We start from the raw sequence: 15,320 nt of genomic DNA on the forward strand, positions 1-15,320 counted from the left end.
CGACCCTACGGCTGGGTCAGCGACGGAACAGGTTGACCAGCACGGTCAGCACGACGCTGAGGATCACCATCGAAGAGATTGGGATGAACACCCGACTGCGTTCGGTCTCGATGCGGATGTCGCCGGGTAGTCGGCCGAACCAGTTCAGCAGCCAGGGAAAGTAGTGCCAGGCGATGCCGAGCAGGAGCAGCGCCGCGCCAGTGACCATCATCCAGCGCGCCATGCCAGCTCCTCGTTCGACTCCGAGCGATGGCCGCCAAACCGGCGACGGTGTTCTGCGAAGGTGGCGATCACCTGTGCGGCCAGCACCTCTACCGCTTCACTGCGGTTGCTGCCGCGCAGCAGCTTGATCTGATACTCCCCCAGTGGCGGCAGTCCGTATTGCCCGTCCAGACGCTGCAGGGGCGGGCGGAGCAAGCTCGCCGGATAGGGCGTGATCGCCAGATCGGCAATCATTGCCGCCTCCTGCCCGGAGGTCTGCTCGCTCGAATAGGCAATACGGTAGCTGCGCCCGACGCGATCGAGCGCATCCAGCGCTTGCCGTCGCCAGGCGCAATCCGGACTGGCCAGCGCCAGGGGCAGCGGCGAGCGCAAGGCGGCGACCCCGCCGCTACGGCCGGCCCACACCAATGGCTCGCTATGGATCGGCTCGCCGCGTGAATCGTCCTGTCCCAGGTTGCCAACCGTAACCAGGGCCAGGTCCAGCTCCCCGTCGTCGATACGTTCGATCATGTCGATGCTGCGGGCGACTGACACGTCCACCTCGACGCCAGGGTGGCTGCGGGCGAACAATGCCAGCAGACCGGGCAGGATGCGCGTGCCGACGTCGGCCGGGGTGCCGAAGCGCACGCGCCCTTGCAAAGCCGGCTGGAGGAATTGCGCGACCGCTTCTTCGTTGAGCCTCAGCAGGCGCCGGGCATAGCCGAGCAGTGTCTCGCCGGCCGGGGTGAGACGAACCTGTCGGGCTTCGCGGACGAACAGCGAGCGGCCCAGGGTTTCCTCCAGGCGCTTGATCTGCATGCTGACTGCCGAAGTGCTGCGATAGATCTGCCCGGCGGCACGGGTGAAGCTGCCGCTTTCCGCGATGGCGACGAAGGTACGCAGCACATCGCTTTCCAGCAATGGCGTGTTGCTGACAGGCAGCTCGTGGCGTGGCTCTGGCATTTGGCTGGTTTCAATTTTTCTGAACGCGGGCTTTCATATTAGTCGTTTGTTTGAACGATTCACGTCCGCTCATCCTGTTCGCGAAGTCAGTGGCCGTCACCATTCGGGACGCGCCATGGTCAGCGAAACGGAGGTGAGCATGTCTATAGAGCCACGCAGCGTCCGAGCGCCGCGCCCAGCGGAGCCCGAAATGCCTGATGTCTATATGCCGGCGATGTGGCCGCTCGATCTGCAGCGCTGCCTGCACGATTGGTTCCGTGCCTGGCGCCAGCGACACCTGTATCGACAGCTGCTGAGACTGGACGACCGCGAGCTGGCGGCACGCGATCTCGATCGTCAGCAGCTCTGCGAGCGGGCGCGACTGCCGCTGTGGCAAGTGGTGGAAGGGCGGCGCCGCAAGCGCCGCACCGGGGCTTGATGATCGAGGAGGCGGCTCAGGGCTTGCGGGCGAGGAGCACGGCGCGCATGGGCGCCGGCAGCCCTTCGACGGTGCGGCCATGATCCTGCGGGTCGAGGAAGTCGGGTAACGACTGGTAGCGCATCCACTTGGTGCTGCGCTGTTCCTCGACGCTGGTCATGCTGACGTCCACGCAGCGCACGTCGACGAAGCCGGCCCGGCGCAGCCAGCGTTCCAGTGCCGGCACCGAGGGCAGGAACCAGACGTTGCGCATTTGCGCATAGCGGTCTTCCGGTACCAGCGCGGTGTTCTCGTCGCCCTCCACCACCAGTGTTTCCAGCACCAGTTCGCCGTCGCGAACCAGGCAATCCTTGAGGTCGAGCAGATGGTCGATGGGCGAGCGACGGTGATAGAGCACGCCCATGGAAAACACCGTCTCGAAGCCTTCGAGCTTGGCCGGCAGCTCCTCCAGAGCGAAAGGCAGATGCCAGACCGGTAGTTCCTGCAGGTAACGCTTCATCGCATGGAACTGGCAGAAGAACAGCCAGTTCGGGTCGATGCCGACCACGCTGTCGGCGCCTGCACCGAGCATCCGCCACATGTAATAGCCGTTGCCGCAGCCGACGTCGAGGATGCGCTTGCCGGCCAAATCCAGATGCGGCGAGACGCGCTGCCATTTCCAGTCCGAGCGCCATTCAGTATCGACGTGCACGCCGAATACATCGAACGGCCCCTTGCGCCACGGAGAGAGTCCCATCAGCGCCTCGTGGGTGGCCTGGCGCATGGTGTCGTCACAAGCGGCGTCGAGGCGGAAGCCGTCACGCAGTTCGACCTGTACCGGCGCCAGCGCGGGCAGCGCCTCGACAGCACGACGCCAGCGCGGCAAGTCGCCGTGGCCGATGGCGAGCTTGGCGTCCAGTTGCTGCTGAAGTCCGTTGGCCCAGGCGGCGAGCGGCGTGCCGGCCAGGCGCCAGGCGAGGGGAGTCAGGTCGAGATTCATGGCAGGGCGATCAGCGAGGCGAAGTTCAGGCACTGGAACCAGGGCACCACTTTAGAGAAACCGGCGTCCAGTAGCCGCCGGCGATGGGTTTCCAGACTGTCCGGCTTCATCACGTTCTCGATGGCGCTGCGCTTCTGGGCGATTTCCAGTTCGCTGTAACCATTGGCGCGCTTGAAGGCGATGTGCAGGTCGGTGAGCAGCTGTTGCTCCTGCTCGTCTTCGAAACGCAGCTTTTCCGACAGGATCAGCGCGCCGCCGGGCACCAATGCCCGGCGGATCCTGCCGAGCAGCTCCGGGCGCTGCTCGGGGGCGATGAACTGCAGGGTGAAGTTCAGCGCCACCAGCGAGCTGGGCTGGAATTCCAGCGCGAGGATGTCACCTTCGATGACCTCGACGGGCAGCAGCTCCTGGAACATCGAATCCTGCGCATGCAGGTACTCGCGGCAGCGCTCGACCATTGCCGCGGAGTTGTCCACAGCGATCACCTGACAATTATCAGCGGCAACGTGACGGCGCAGCGCCTGCGTAACCGCGCCCAACGAGCAGCCCAGGTCGTACAGGTGGGTATCTGCCTGTGCGAACTGGGCGGCGATCACGCCAATGTTCTCGACAATCGTGGGATAGCCCGGGACAGAGCGTTTGATCATGTCGGGAAATACGCGCACCACGTCCTCGTTGAACACGAAGTCGGCGATCTGCGCCTGTGGGGTGGCATAGATTCGGTCGGGAAGTTGCGTCACAGCTGTGTCCGGCGAAGCGAAAAGGCGCGCATTTTAGCCCAAGTGCGCGCCAGGGTTGCTCATTTCAGCTGATCGGAAAGAAACTCGCCGGCGCCCTGGGGCGGTTCCAGCGTATTGCGCTGGACTTGGTAGCGACGGATCTGCGGCTCGCCATTGCGGACCTTGTGTACCAGCACGTCGCCGCCAATACGAACACGGCACGCAGGCTCCCGCCCTGGACCTGCCGGTACTCGTGTGAGGATGCGCCCGGGAATTATTCGACCCGGATGCGGCAATCGAACTGCTGCGCCGGGGCGACCCCCAGTTCCCATGGCCGCGCGTAGTCCAGTCCGAGCAAAGCCTCGCCGCTGGCGACCGCGCGGAAACGCCAGGTGGAGACTCCCGCACTGCCGACCAAGCCGGCTTCCTCCGGGACGGTGTAGACCTCGGGGCCGAGCAATTTCAGCTGCGGTGCGGCGTCGGCGCGCAAGGTCCAGCGGAACCCGGTGGTCGGGTTGCTTGGCAGGCGCAGGTTGAATTCCTGGCCCTGAGCCAGCTGCATCGGCCGGCAGCTACGAACGTGGTTGTCCAGGGTCAGCGTCTGGGGCGCCTGTTGTGCGCAAGCGCTGAGCAGAAGCACGGTGGCGGGAAGTAACGCGCGGCGGATGACGAAAGACATGAGCGGCACCGGTCGGGATGAAATGCCAAGAGGATAGCCGTCCTTGTGCGTCAGTCCCAGGCTTGACGAGGCGCGGGTCGAGCGCCTGAACGGCTCGTCCAGGACGTTCGGACGTGGCGCTGGCGCCGGGCAAGGGGCGCTTTGCGCCGGTCCGCTTGCCCGGTGTTCGCTCAGAACAGCACCTTGGCCACGTCGGCGAAGCGCCTGGCGAAGTGCACCGTCAGGCCGTCCTTGAGGTAGTCAGGCAACTCCTCGAAGTCGCCGCGATTGGCCTCCGGCAGGATCAGCTCGAAGATCTTCTGCCGTCGCGCGGCGATGACCTTCTCGCGTACCCCGCCGATCGGCAGCACATGGCCGGTCAGGGTCAGCTCGCCGGTCATGGCCACGCCTTTCTTCGGCGGCTGGTTGCGCGCCAGCGAGAGCAGCGCGCTGGCCATGGTGATACCGGCGCTGGGGCCGTCCTTTGGCGTGGCGCCTTCCGGCACATGCAAGTGGACAAAGGCCTGGTCGAAGAACGCCGGATCACCCTTGAACTGCTTCAGGTGCGAGCTGACATAGCTGTAGGCGATTTCCGCCGATTCCTTCATCACCTCGCCGAGCTGGCCGGTGAGCTTGAAGCCGCGGTTGAGCGTATGGATGCGCGTCGCCTCAATCGGCAGCGTGGCGCCGCCCATGCTGGTCCAGGCCAGACCGGTAATCACGCCGACGCCGGAGAGCACCTGTTCGCTGCGGAACACCGGCTTGCCGAGGTAGCTTTCGAGATCCTTCGGGGTGATCTTCAGCACCGCTTGCGGATCTTCCAGCAGCTTGACCACCGCCTTGCGCACCAGCTTGCCGAGCTGCTTTTCCAGCTGACGCACGCCGGCCTCGCGGGCATAGCCCTCGATCACCGCTTTCATAGCGCTGTCGCTGATGGCCAGGCGCTGCTTGGGTACGCCGGTCTTGTCCAACAGCTTCGGCCACAGGTGACGCTTGGCAATGGCAAGCTTCTCCTCGGCGATATAGCCGGACAGCCGGATCACCTCCATGCGGTCGAGCAGCGGGCCGGGAATCGAGTCCAGCGTGTTCGCCGTGCAGACGAACAGCACCTTGGACAGGTCCAGGCGCAGGTCCAGATAGTGGTCGAGGAATTCGACGTTCTGCTCCGGGTCGAGGGTCTCCAGCAGCGCCGAGGCCGGATCGCCCTGGTAGCTGCTGCTGAGCTTGTCGATCTCATCGAGCATGATCACCGGGTTCATCACCTCGACATCCTTGAGCGCCTGCACCAGCTTGCCGGGCAGGGCGCCGATGTAGGTGCGGCGGTGGCCCTTGATCTCCGCCTCGTCGCGCATGCCGCCGACGCTGAAACGATAGAACGGCCGCCCGAGTGACTCGGCGATGGATTTGCCGATACTGGTCTTGCCCACGCCCGGCGGGCCGACCAGCAGCACGATGGAGCCGGCGATCTCGCCCTTGAAGGCGCCGACGGCGAGAAACTCGAGGATGCGGTTCTTGATGTCGTCGAGCCCGGCGTGATGCTTGTCGAGCACCTTGCGCGCACGCTTGAGGTCGAGCTTGTCCTGGCCGTACACACCCCAGGGCAGGGCGGTGGCCCAGTCCAGGTAGTTGCGGGTGACGGCGTATTCCGGCGAGCCGGTTTCGAGGATCGACAGCTTGTTCAGCTCCTCGTCGATGCGTTTCTGCGCGGCGGGCGGCACCACCTTGCCTTCCAGGCGGGCACGGAATTCGTCGGCGTCGGCGCTCTTGTCGTCCTTGGTGATGCCCAGCTCGCGCTGGATGATCTTCAGCTGTTCCTTGAGGAAGAACTCGCGCTGGCGCTCGCCGATCTTGCGATTGACCTCGCCGGTCAGTTCCTTCTGCAGCTTGCCGACCTCGACTTCCTTGCGCAGCAGCGGCAGCACCTTTTCCATGCGCTTCAATACCGGCACGGTGTCCAGCACTTCCTGCAGTTCTGCGCCCGGCGCGGTGGTCAGCGCGGCAGCGAAGTCGGTCAGTGGTGAGGGATCGTTGGGGCTGAAGCGGTTGAGGTAGTTCTTCAGCTCTTCGCTGTACAGCGGGTTGAGCGGCAACAGCTCCTTGATCGCGTTGATCAGCGCCATGCCGTAGGCCTTCACCTCGTCACGCGGGTCGTCATCGCTCTTCGGATAATCAACTTCCACCAGATACGGCGGCTTGCGCCGCAGCCAGCCGCGGATGCGCACTCGCGCCAGGCCCTGGGCGACGAACTGCAGCTTGCCGCCCTCCTGGGTGGCGTGGTGCACGCGGACCATGGTGCCGTGTTCCGGCAGGCTGTCGGGATCGAAAGTCGCCATGTCCAGCACCGGCGAATCGACGAAGAACAGTGCCACGCGCTGGTGCGGCGTCTTGGCCACGCGTTCCAGGGTCTCGGCCCAGGGATCTTCGTTGACGATCACCGGCAGCACCTGCGCGGGAAAGAATGGCCGGTTGTGCACGGGAATGATGTAGAGCTTGTCCGGTAGCTGCTGGTCGGGCAGTACGAGGCCATTGGAGGAGATGATTTCCTGCTCGATGTGATCCTGATTGATGTCGTCGTTCATGCGGCACCCGTTGCGAATACGTGCAGCTTAGATGGGTGGTGGAGGCGACGATTTCAATCCCGGCGAGGAGGGTGGGCAGCATTGCCGCGGTTCGGTAGAGTGCCGCAGATACTCAGGTGCCCATCATGCTCAATGCCCGTCTGCTTCGCCTGGACGACCAGGCTCACAAGCACGCCCACGACTATCACCAGTTGGTGATGTCGCTTTCTGGGCGCGCGGAATTCGAGGTCAATGGCTCGGGTGGCGAAGTCTGCCGGATGCGCGCCTGCCTGGTGCCGGGCGATGCCGACCACGGCTTCGCTGGCATGGGCGACAACCGCATGCTGATCATCGATCTCGACGAGCAGGATGTTGGCACCGAAGACCCGGAGCTGCTCGCCCGGCTGTTCGAAGCGCCGCGCTACCCGGCGCTGGATGCGGACTTTCAGAACCTGCTGGCCTACGCCGGTGCCGAACTGGCGCGCTACGGCAGCGATCCGCTGCTGGCCCGGGCGCTGGGCGGTGTGCTGCTGCGCGCGCTGCACCTGCGGCTGTTCGGCGAATCCCAGCAGCGCCCGGCCGGCACTCTGGATCTGCAGCGGCTGGACAGCCATATTCAGGACAACCTGGCGCGGCGCATCACCGTCGCCGAGCTGGCCCAAGTGGCCTGCCTGAGCCCCAGTCACTTCCACGTCCAGTTCAAGGATTGCGTCGGCCTCACGCCGCACCAGTACCTGCTCAAGACGCGCCTCGATCGTGCCGCCCGCCTGCTGCGCGAAACGCCGCTGCCACTGGTACGCATCGCCGAGGAGTGCGGCTTCTCCAGCCAGAGCGCACTGACCACGGCGACCCGCCGCTACCTCGGTCTGACCCCTCGCGGATTGCGCAAGTCCGACTCCTGAGCGTCTTCTGAGCGCCCTGTTTTCGGGCTCTTCAGCTATCAGGCGCATATTCCTGCGCCATCCTGGTGCGCTTTCATTGCCGCCGTATTTCGGCGTCCGGCTTTCGGAGTTTTTCGTAAAACTTCCATAGTTTTGCGCAAGAACGACGCGTCACGCTGCCCCTACATTCCGTCTCCCGACCTGGCTCATTGTCTTGTGCTGCACCATCAGCCTGGCCGTGGACTAGACCTATAAGCAGACACAATCACAAGAGGAGCGGCGCATGTTCAAGGCCGGTCACGTGCTGGAAGGCGCCTTCGCCAACCAGAAAGCCGCGGAATTCTTTCCCGCCATCAGCGCCAACTACAGCGTTGACGAGGCGGCCTATCTCACCGAACTGCTGCAGCTCGCCGATCCCGGCGAGGCGGGCATTGCCGCCATTCGCGAGCGAGCGCGCAGCCTGATCGAGGCGGTGCGCGGGCGTGACAATGCCGTCGATACCCTCGACGCACTGCTGCGCCAGTACAGCCTGGACACCCAGGAAGGGCTGATGCTGATGTGCCTGGCCGAAGCGCTGCTGCGCGTGCCGGATGCCGCCACGGCTGACGCGCTGATTCGCGACAAGCTCAACGCCGCCGAGTGGGAACGCCACCTCGGCCAGAGCGACAACGTGCTGGTCAACTTCGCCGCCTGGGGCCTGGTGATGACCGGCAAGGTGGTCGATCCGGAAACTGCCGACGGCCGGCCGAAGAGCGTCATTGGTCGCCTGCTCAAGCGTTCCGGCGAACCGGTGATCCGCAGCGCGATGAACCAGGCGATGAAGCTGATGGGCAAGCAGTTCGTGCTTGGTCGCACCATCGCCGAAGCGCTGAAGAACGGCCGCCCGGAGCGGGAGAAGGGCTACACCTACTCCTTCGACATGCTCGGCGAAGCCGCGCTGACCGCCGAAGACGCCGCCAAGTACATGGCCGACTACCGTCAGGCCGTGGAAACCGTCGGCGCCGAGCCGCAGGTCGGCAAGGGGCCGCGTCCGTCGGTGTCGATCAAGTTGTCGGCGCTGCATCCGCGCTACGAAGTCGCCCAGCGCGAACGCGTGCTCAGTGAGCTGTTCGCCAGCGTCCGTGAACTGGCCATCCTCGCGCGACGGCTGAACGTCGGGATCACCATCGATGCCGAGGAGGCCGACCGCCTCGAGCTGTCGCTGGAACTGTACGAAAAGCTCCTGCGCGACCCGGCTATCGCCGGCTGGGGTGAGTTCGGTCTGGTCATCCAGGCCTACTCCAAACGCTGCCTGCCGGTGCTGGTCTGGCTGACCCTGCTCGGCCGCGAGCTGGGCGCGCGCATCCCGCTGCGGCTGGTCAAGGGCGCCTACTGGGACAGTGAGATCAAGCAGTGCCAGGTCCAGGGCCTGGACGGCTACCCGGTGTTCACCCGCAAGGAAGGCACCGACACCTCGTATCTCGCCTGCGCGCGCTACCTGCTATCCGAGCACACCCGCGGCGTCATCTACCCGCAGTTCGCCAGCCACAACGCACACACCGTCAGCTGCATCCTGGCGATGGCCGAGCAGACCGCCACGCCGCGCGAATTCGAGTTCCAGCGCCTGCACGGCATGGGCGATGCGCTGTACGACACGGTGATCGAGAAGTACCGCAAGAACGTGCGCATCTACGCGCCGGTCGGTGCGCACAAGGACCTGCTGCCCTATCTGGTGCGCCGTCTGCTGGAGAACGGCGCCAACTCGTCGTTCGTCCATCAGCTGGTCGATCCGCGCGTGCCGGTCGAGTCGCTGATCGATCACCCGGTGAGCCAGCTGCGCCAGTTCGCGGCGCTCGGCAACCCCCGCATTCCGCTGCCGCCGGCGCTGTTCGGCAATCGCAAGAACTCCCAAGGGATCAACATGAATATCCAACAACAATGGAACGAACTGGCCAGCGCCTACCAACCCTTCCTCGACCGCCAGTGGCAGGCCGCGCCAGTGATCGGCGGGCAGACCCTGGCCGGTACGCCGTCCGAGGTGCGTTGCCCCTATGAGCTGAGCAAGGTCGTCGGCCAGGCCCAGTTCGCCAGCGCCGAGCAGGCACGCCAGGCGGTCGAGCGGCTGGCGGCTTACTGGCCGAGCTGGAATGCCACACCGGTGGAAGCCCGTGCCGCAGTGCTGGAACGCCTGGGCGATCTGCTGGAGCAGCACCGCGCCGAGCTGATGGCCCTGTGTACTGTGGAAGCCGGCAAGTCACTGCAGGATGGTATCGACGAGGTGCGCGAGGCGGTGGATTTCTGCCGTTACTACGCCCAGCAGGCGCGGCAGAAGCTTGGCCGCGAAGAGCTGAAAGGCCCGACCGGCGAGCGCAACGAGCTGTTCCATGAGGGGCGCGGCGTGTTTGTCTGCGTCAGCCCGTGGAACTTCCCGCTGGCCATCTACCTCGGTCAGATCAGCGCGGCACTGGTGGCCGGCAACACCGTGCTGGCCAAGCCGGCCGAGCAGACCAGCCTGATCGCCGCGCGTGCGCTGGAGCTGATGTTCGAAGCCGGTCTGCCGAAGGAGGCAATCGCCTTCCTGCCCGGCGATGGCGCCACCCTGGGCGGCGTGTTCTGTCGCGATCCGCGGGTGGTCGGCGTGTGCTTCACCGGCTCGACCGACACGGCGCGCATCATCAACCGCCAGCTGGCCGAGAAGGAAGGGCCGATCGCCACGCTGATCGCCGAGACCGGCGGGCAGAACGCGATGATCGTCGATTCCACCGCGCTGCCCGAGCAGGTGATCAAGGACGCCGTCGGCTCCGCCTTCACCAGTGCCGGCCAGCGTTGCTCGGCGTTGCGCGTGCTGTATGTGCAGCGTGATATCGCCGATCGGGTGATCGAGCTGCTCAAGGGCGCCATGGCCGAGCTGCGGGTCGGTCCGACCCATCTGCGTGAGAACGACATCGGCCCGGTGATCGATCAGGAGGCGCGCGAAGGCCTGCTGGCGCATATCCAGCAGCTCAAGAGCGAAGGGCGACTGATCGCCGAGGCGACATTGCCGGCTGGTCTGAATGGCCATTTCGTGGCGCCGGTGGCCTTCGAGATCGACGGCATCCACCAGCTGAAGAAGGAGCACTTCGGCCCGGTGCTGCATGTGGTGCGCTACGACGCGGCAGACCTGGAAAAGGTCGTCGCGGCGATCAACGCCACCGGCTACGGCCTGACCCTCGGCGTGCACAGCCGCAACGAGGAAACCGCCGAGCGTATCGAGCGCCTGGCGCGGATCGGCAACCTCTACGTCAACCGCAACCAGATCGGTGCGGTGGTGGGCGTGCAGCCATTCGGCGGTTGCGGCCTGTCGGGCACCGGCCCGAAGGCGGGCGGCCCGGGCTACCTGCTGCGCTTCGCCAACGAGCGCACCACCTCGACTAACACCACGGCGGTGGGCGGCAACGCCTCGCTGCTGTCGCTCGGCGACGACTGAGCGAGACCAGATCGTAGGGTGGAAAACTCGCGAAGCGATTTTCCACGCGCATGCAGCCACGTGGATGCAGCGGGTTGGTGGATGGCTTCGGCCATCCACCCTACGAACACGGCGGACTCTACGGCTGTTTCGCTGCTGGATCAGAACAATAACCGGAACAGATGGCGGACGCTCTTCCGCCACTGACGGGCCCGGGTTGGGCCTGTCGCAGGTGATGGCCGTATTTGCCATCGCCCTCTGCCAAGGCGGCGCGCGGGCTCGCTCGCGTAGCGCCGAACAACAACTAACGAGGGATTCACAATGAGCGTCAGTACACCCACGCTGATCACCTTTCTGATCTACATCGCCGCGATGATCCTGATCGGCTTCATCGCCTACCGTGCCACCAAGAACTTCTCCGACTACATCCTCGGCGGGCGCAGCCTCGGCAGCTTCGTCACGGCGCTGTCGGCCGGTGCCTCGGACATGAGTGGCTGGCTGCTGATGGGCCTGCCCGGGGCGATCTTCGTCTCTGGTTTGTCGGAAAGCTGGATCGCCATCGGCCTGATCATCGGCGCCTGGCTCAACTGGCTGTTCGTCGCCGGTCGCCTGCGCGTGCACACCGAGCACAACCACAACGCCCTGACCCTGCCGGACTATTTCTCGCACCGCTTCGAGGACGAGAGCCGCATGCTGCGGATCTTCTCCGCGCTGGTGATCCTGGTGTTCTTCACCATCTACTGCGCCTCGGGCGTGGTGGCCGGCGCGCGGCTGTTCGAGTCCACCTTCGGCATGCCGTACGAGTACGCGCTGTGGGTCGGCGCCGCGGCAACCATCCTTTACGTGTTCATCGGCGGCTTCCTGGCAGTGAGCTGGACCGACACCGTGCAGGCCACGCTGATGATCTTCGCGCTGCTGATCACGCCGCTGTTCGTCATCCTCGCGCTGGGCGACATGGGCACCGTGATGGCCACCATCGAGGCGCAGAATCCGGCCAACTTCGACATGTTCCGCGGGCTGTCCTTCGTCGCGATCATCTCGCTCATGGCCTGGGGCCTGGGCTACTTCGGTCAGCCGCACATCCTGGTGCGCTTCATGGCGGCCGACTCGATCAAGACCATTCCCAACGCCCGCCGCATCGGCATGACCTGGATGATCCTGACCCTGGCGGGCGCCGTCGCCGTGGGTTTCCTCGGCATCGCCTACTTCGCCGACCACCCGGACCAGGCCGGTGCGGTGAGCCAGAACGGCGAGCGGGTGTTCATGGAGCTGGTGAAGATCCTCTTCAACCCCTGGGTCGCCGGCATCATCCTCTCCGGCGTACTGGCGGCGGTGATGAGCACGCTCAGCGCGCAGCTGTTGGTCAGCTCCAGCGCGCTGACCCAGGACTTCTACAAGGCCATGCTGCGCAAGAACGCCTCGCAGACCGAACTGGTCTGGGTCGGCCGCGGCATGGTGCTGCTGATCGCGCTGATCGCCATCGGCATCGCCTCCAACCCCGACAGCAAGGTGCTGGGCCTGGTGTCCTACGCCTGGGCCGGCTTCGGTGCGGCGTTCGGTCCGGTGGTGCTGATCTCGCTGCTGTGGAAGCGCATGACCCGTAATGGTGCCTTGGTTGGCATGCTGGTCGGTGCCGTCACCGTGGTGGTGTGGAAGGAGTTCATCGGTCTGGGCCTGTACGAAATCATCCCGGGCTTCATCCTCGCCAGCCTGGCCATCGTCGTGGTGAGCAAGCTGGGCGCCGAGCCGGCGCCGAGCATCGTCAAGCGCTTCGAGCAAGCCGACGCGGATTATCACGCGGGTTAAGAAGGGCAGGGTGCATTGACCGCAGCAGGATCATTCGCACCCTGAACACCTGGCCGGCATAGGCCATCACCTTGCGTAACCAGAACCCCGGCTAGCCGGGGTTTTGCTTCTCCGATCGCCGTATCAGTCGTCTGCTACCAGGTTGGAGCGATCGTCCACCGCACCGGCGGCGATCAGGTGTTCGGCTTCGTCTTCCGGCACGTGGATGCTGGTGCCGTCGATGTTCATCACCGACATGCGTGCCTGGGGATCGGTGGTGATGCGCACGTCCATCAGGGCGCTACGGTGCGGGTTGCCGTTGATCACCACGCAGCAGGTACCGGTGGTGGTGTCGATGTCGACGGTCATGATCTACCTCCCGAAACGGTGCAAAAGCCGCGCGCGGGCCGCGCGGCGTTTCCATGTCGACCACGAACAGGGCACATCGGTTGTACCTGTCACTGGAAAAACAGGCTTAAATGTTACGATATAACATGCTAGATTCTTGCCCCGTGAACCGGCGCCCCTGTTTGACGCCGGCGCACAGCCTCGTTCGGTTGCCTTGGAAGGCAATCGCCACTGTCTGGAGAATCACATGAAACTGAAGCGTCATCCCCTGGCCTGGGCGATCAGCCTGGCCCTGGTTCCGGCTGCCTGGGCCGCCGATCCGGTCGAACTGCAATCCGTCGTGGTCAGCGCCAGCGGCCTGGCCAAGCAGAGCCATGAGATGACCACGCCAGCTGCCGTGATGGAGGGAGATGAACTGGTGCTGCGCCGTGAAGCGACGCTGGGCGAAACCCTGGAAAGCCTGCCGGGCGTGCGCTCCAGCAGCTTTGGCGCTGGCGCGGCGCGCCCGGTGATCCGCGGGCTGGATGGCGCCCGGGTCAAGGTGTTGAGCGATGGCGTCGAGCTGCTTGATGCTTCCACCATCAGCCCAGACCACGCGGTGACCAGCGAGCCGTTGCTGGCCGAGCGCATCGAGGTGCTCAAGGGACCGGCGACCCTGCTCTACGGTGGCGGCGCCATCGGCGGGGTAGTCAACGTCATCGACAAGAAGATTCCCACCCGCGTCCCAGAGAAGGGCTACGAAGGCGAGCTGGAGCTGCGCGCCAACAGCGTCGCCAACAAAGGTGCCGGGGTGTTCGGCATCACCGCCGGCAGCGGCAACTTCGCCGTGCGCGCCGAAGGCACCAAGCGCCAGGCCGACCCGTATGAAATCCCCGGTTCGCCGGACAAGCAGGAAGGCTCCTACAACGACACCGACAGCTTCAACCTGGGCGCCAGCTTCATCGGCGAGCGTGGCTACATCGGCGCTGCCTACGGTGAGCAGAACAACCGCTACGGGCTGCTGGCCCACGAGCATGCCGATTGCCATACCCATGGCAGCGACTGGCATTGCGGTGGCCACGACGACCACGATCATGACGAACACGGCAGCGTGCCCTACGTCGACATGCGCCAGAAGCGCTGGGATCTGCGCGGCGAGCTGAGCGATCCGCTGCCGGGCTTCGAGCTGGCGCGGCTGCGTGTCGGCCACAGCGACTACCAGCACAAGGAGATCGAAGGCGGCGAAGTGGGCACCCGCTTCAACAACGACGCCACCGACGCCCGCCTGGAGCTGACCCATCAGCCGCTGTTTGGCTGGCATGGGGTGTTCGGCGCGCAGACCCTGCGTCGCGACTTCGAAGCCCTCGGCGAAGAGGCCTACGTGCCGCAGACCCTGACCCGCAACCACGGCCTGTTCCTGCTCGAGGAATACACCGCTGGCGCCTGGCGCTACGAACTCGGCCTGCGCCACGAATGGCAGGACATCGATGCCGATGGCCGCCCGGATACCGACCACAGCGGCACCTCGATGTCCGCCGGCGCGGTCTGGACCTTCGCCCCGCAGTACTCGCTGGGCTTCTCGCTGACCCGTTCGCAGCGCCTGCCCAGTGCCGAGGAGCTCTACGCCAACGGCCCGCACGCCGCGACCCGCACCGTCGAACTGGGCAACGTGGACCTGGAAGAGGAAACCTCACACAACGCCGAGATCACCCTGCGCAAGTTCGCCGGCCGTACCACCTTCAGCCTCAGCGTGTTCCGCAACGAGGTGGATGACTTCATCTACGCCGCCGACACCGGTCACGATATCGGTGGCGGCTACCGCGAGATCGAGTACCGCCAGCAGGATGCCGTGCTCACCGGCGCGGAAGGGGAGGTGCGCTTCCAGGCGACCGACGCCACCGCCTTCACGCTGTTCGGTGATCACGTGCGCGGCAAGTTGCGCGACGGCGGTGGCGACCTGCCGCGTATGCCCGCCGATCGCCTCGGCGTGCGGCTGGACCAGAGCTTCACCCCGGCGCTCAACGGTCAGCTGGAGTTCTATCGTGTGCAGCGTCAGGACGACCTAGCCGACTACGAAACCGAAACCGGCGGCTACAACATGCTCGGTGCCAGCCTCGGCTACAGCGGCTCGCTGAGCCAGACCGACTACCTGCTCTATCTCAAGGCGAACAACCTGCTGGACGAGAAGGCCCGTCAGCACACCTCGTTCATCAAGGATGAGGTGCTGCTGCCCGGTCGCAACCTGGCCGTGGGCGTGCGCCTGGCGTTCTGATCGCGGCGGTCGCGTGAAAGGGCTGGCACGAGTTGCCGGCCCTTTCTCGTCGAGTGCGGCGACGCCGACGCGTTTGGAGAACCCGGCGGTCACGCGCAGCCATGCGGGCGACGCGCTATCCTTGCGCCCCTCGAT

At 65.3% G+C, this 15,320-nt stretch carries 12 protein-coding genes; 5 read left to right on the plus strand and 7 right to left on the minus strand.

The features are described 5' to 3' along the window. Positions 1-16: 16 nt before the first annotated feature. Together N8H22_RS15575 and N8H22_RS15580 are read right to left on the minus strand one after the other, a co-directional pair. Positions 17-223 (minus strand): DUF2905 domain-containing protein, encoded by a 207-nt coding sequence (locus N8H22_RS15575; protein WP_264591419.1) that lies wholly within the window; start codon positions 221-223, stop codon positions 17-19. Then, positions 208-1,164 carry a LysR substrate-binding domain-containing protein gene (locus tag N8H22_RS15580; RefSeq protein ID WP_264591420.1) on the minus strand — a complete coding sequence of 319 codons (957 nt, stop codon included), beginning with the start codon at positions 1,162-1,164 and terminating at the stop codon, positions 208-210. Before N8H22_RS15580 ends, N8H22_RS15575 begins: the two co-directional genes overlap by 16 nt. Positions 1,165-1,354: 190 nt before the next feature. On the opposite strand from N8H22_RS15580, the gene N8H22_RS15585 reads away from it, so the two are divergent. Further along, positions 1,355-1,582 carry a hypothetical protein gene (locus N8H22_RS15585; RefSeq protein ID WP_264591421.1) on the plus strand — a complete coding sequence of 76 codons (228 nt, stop codon included), beginning with the start codon at positions 1,355-1,357 and terminating at the stop codon, positions 1,580-1,582. Positions 1,583-1,598: 16 nt separating this feature from the next. On the opposite strand, the gene cmoB is transcribed toward N8H22_RS15585, so the two are convergent. The 4 genes from cmoB to lon form a co-directional block, all read right to left on the minus strand. Continuing rightward, positions 1,599-2,561 (minus strand): tRNA 5-methoxyuridine(34)/uridine 5-oxyacetic acid(34) synthase CmoB, encoded by a 963-nt coding sequence (cmoB, locus tag N8H22_RS15590; RefSeq protein WP_264591422.1) that lies wholly within the window; start codon positions 2,559-2,561, stop codon positions 1,599-1,601. Beyond that, positions 2,558-3,301 carry a carboxy-S-adenosyl-L-methionine synthase CmoA gene (cmoA, locus tag N8H22_RS15595; protein WP_264591423.1) on the minus strand — a complete coding sequence of 248 codons (744 nt, stop codon included), beginning with the start codon at positions 3,299-3,301 and terminating at the stop codon, positions 2,558-2,560. The genes cmoB and cmoA overlap by 4 nt, the downstream gene beginning before the upstream one ends. 253 nt (positions 3,302-3,554) lie before the next feature. After that, positions 3,555-3,959 (minus strand): protease inhibitor I42 family protein, encoded by a 405-nt coding sequence (locus N8H22_RS15600; RefSeq protein WP_264591424.1) that lies wholly within the window; start codon positions 3,957-3,959, stop codon positions 3,555-3,557. Positions 3,960-4,129: 170 nt separating this feature from the next. Then, entirely contained in the window at positions 4,130-6,517 is a 2,388-nt protein-coding gene (gene lon, locus N8H22_RS15605; RefSeq protein ID WP_264591425.1) for an endopeptidase La, read from the minus strand. Between the two features lie 125 nt (positions 6,518-6,642). Between lon and N8H22_RS15610 the strand changes: the two genes are divergently transcribed. From N8H22_RS15610 to putP, 3 genes are all read left to right on the plus strand, one after another. Continuing rightward, positions 6,643-7,398, plus strand: a complete 756-nt coding sequence (locus tag N8H22_RS15610; RefSeq protein ID WP_264591426.1) for an AraC family transcriptional regulator — start codon at positions 6,643-6,645, stop codon at positions 7,396-7,398. Between the two features lie 262 nt (positions 7,399-7,660). Further along, entirely contained in the window at positions 7,661-10,822 is a 3,162-nt protein-coding gene (gene putA, locus N8H22_RS15615; RefSeq protein WP_264591427.1) for a bifunctional proline dehydrogenase/L-glutamate gamma-semialdehyde dehydrogenase PutA, read from the plus strand. A 300-nt stretch (positions 10,823-11,122) separates the two neighbouring features. Then, positions 11,123-12,607, plus strand: coding sequence for a sodium/proline symporter PutP (gene putP, locus N8H22_RS15620; protein WP_264591428.1), 1,485 nt, complete (start codon positions 11,123-11,125; stop codon positions 12,605-12,607). A 123-nt stretch (positions 12,608-12,730) separates the two neighbouring features. On the opposite strand, the gene N8H22_RS15625 is transcribed toward putP, so the two are convergent. Continuing rightward, complete coding sequence (locus N8H22_RS15625) at positions 12,731-12,955, minus strand: DUF3203 family protein (RefSeq protein ID WP_264591429.1); 225 nt, start codon at positions 12,953-12,955, stop codon at positions 12,731-12,733. Positions 12,956-13,181: 226 nt separating this feature from the next. Between N8H22_RS15625 and N8H22_RS15630 the strand changes: the two genes are divergently transcribed. Beyond that, complete coding sequence (locus N8H22_RS15630) at positions 13,182-15,185, plus strand: TonB-dependent receptor (RefSeq protein ID WP_264591430.1); 2,004 nt, start codon at positions 13,182-13,184, stop codon at positions 15,183-15,185. Positions 15,186-15,320: the final 135 nt, after the last annotated feature.

It is taken from the genome of Stutzerimonas sp. S1, from assembly GCF_025966695.1.
Classification (GTDB): domain Bacteria; phylum Pseudomonadota; class Gammaproteobacteria; order Pseudomonadales; family Pseudomonadaceae; genus Stutzerimonas.

Coding starts and splice junctions, on each gene's coding strand:
- lon (WP_264591425.1), bottom strand. CDS start 6,517: ATGAACGACGACATCAATCAGGATCACATCGAGCAGGAAATCATCTCC.
- N8H22_RS15585 (WP_264591421.1), top strand. CDS start 1,355: ATGCCTGATGTCTATATGCCGGCGATGTGGCCGCTCGATCTGCAGCGC.
- N8H22_RS15625 (WP_264591429.1), bottom strand. CDS start 12,955: ATGACCGTCGACATCGACACCACCACCGGTACCTGCTGCGTGGTGATC.
- N8H22_RS15575 (WP_264591419.1), bottom strand. CDS start 223: ATGGCGCGCTGGATGATGGTCACTGGCGCGGCGCTGCTCCTGCTCGGC.
- N8H22_RS15600 (WP_264591424.1), bottom strand. CDS start 3,959: ATGTCTTTCGTCATCCGCCGCGCGTTACTTCCCGCCACCGTGCTTCTG.
- N8H22_RS15610 (WP_264591426.1), top strand. CDS start 6,643: ATGCTCAATGCCCGTCTGCTTCGCCTGGACGACCAGGCTCACAAGCAC.
- N8H22_RS15580 (WP_264591420.1), bottom strand. CDS start 1,164: ATGCCAGAGCCACGCCACGAGCTGCCTGTCAGCAACACGCCATTGCTG.
- cmoB (WP_264591422.1), bottom strand. CDS start 2,561: ATGAATCTCGACCTGACTCCCCTCGCCTGGCGCCTGGCCGGCACGCCG.
- putP (WP_264591428.1), top strand. CDS start 11,123: ATGAGCGTCAGTACACCCACGCTGATCACCTTTCTGATCTACATCGCC.
- N8H22_RS15630 (WP_264591430.1), top strand. CDS start 13,182: ATGAAACTGAAGCGTCATCCCCTGGCCTGGGCGATCAGCCTGGCCCTG.
- putA (WP_264591427.1), top strand. CDS start 7,661: ATGTTCAAGGCCGGTCACGTGCTGGAAGGCGCCTTCGCCAACCAGAAA.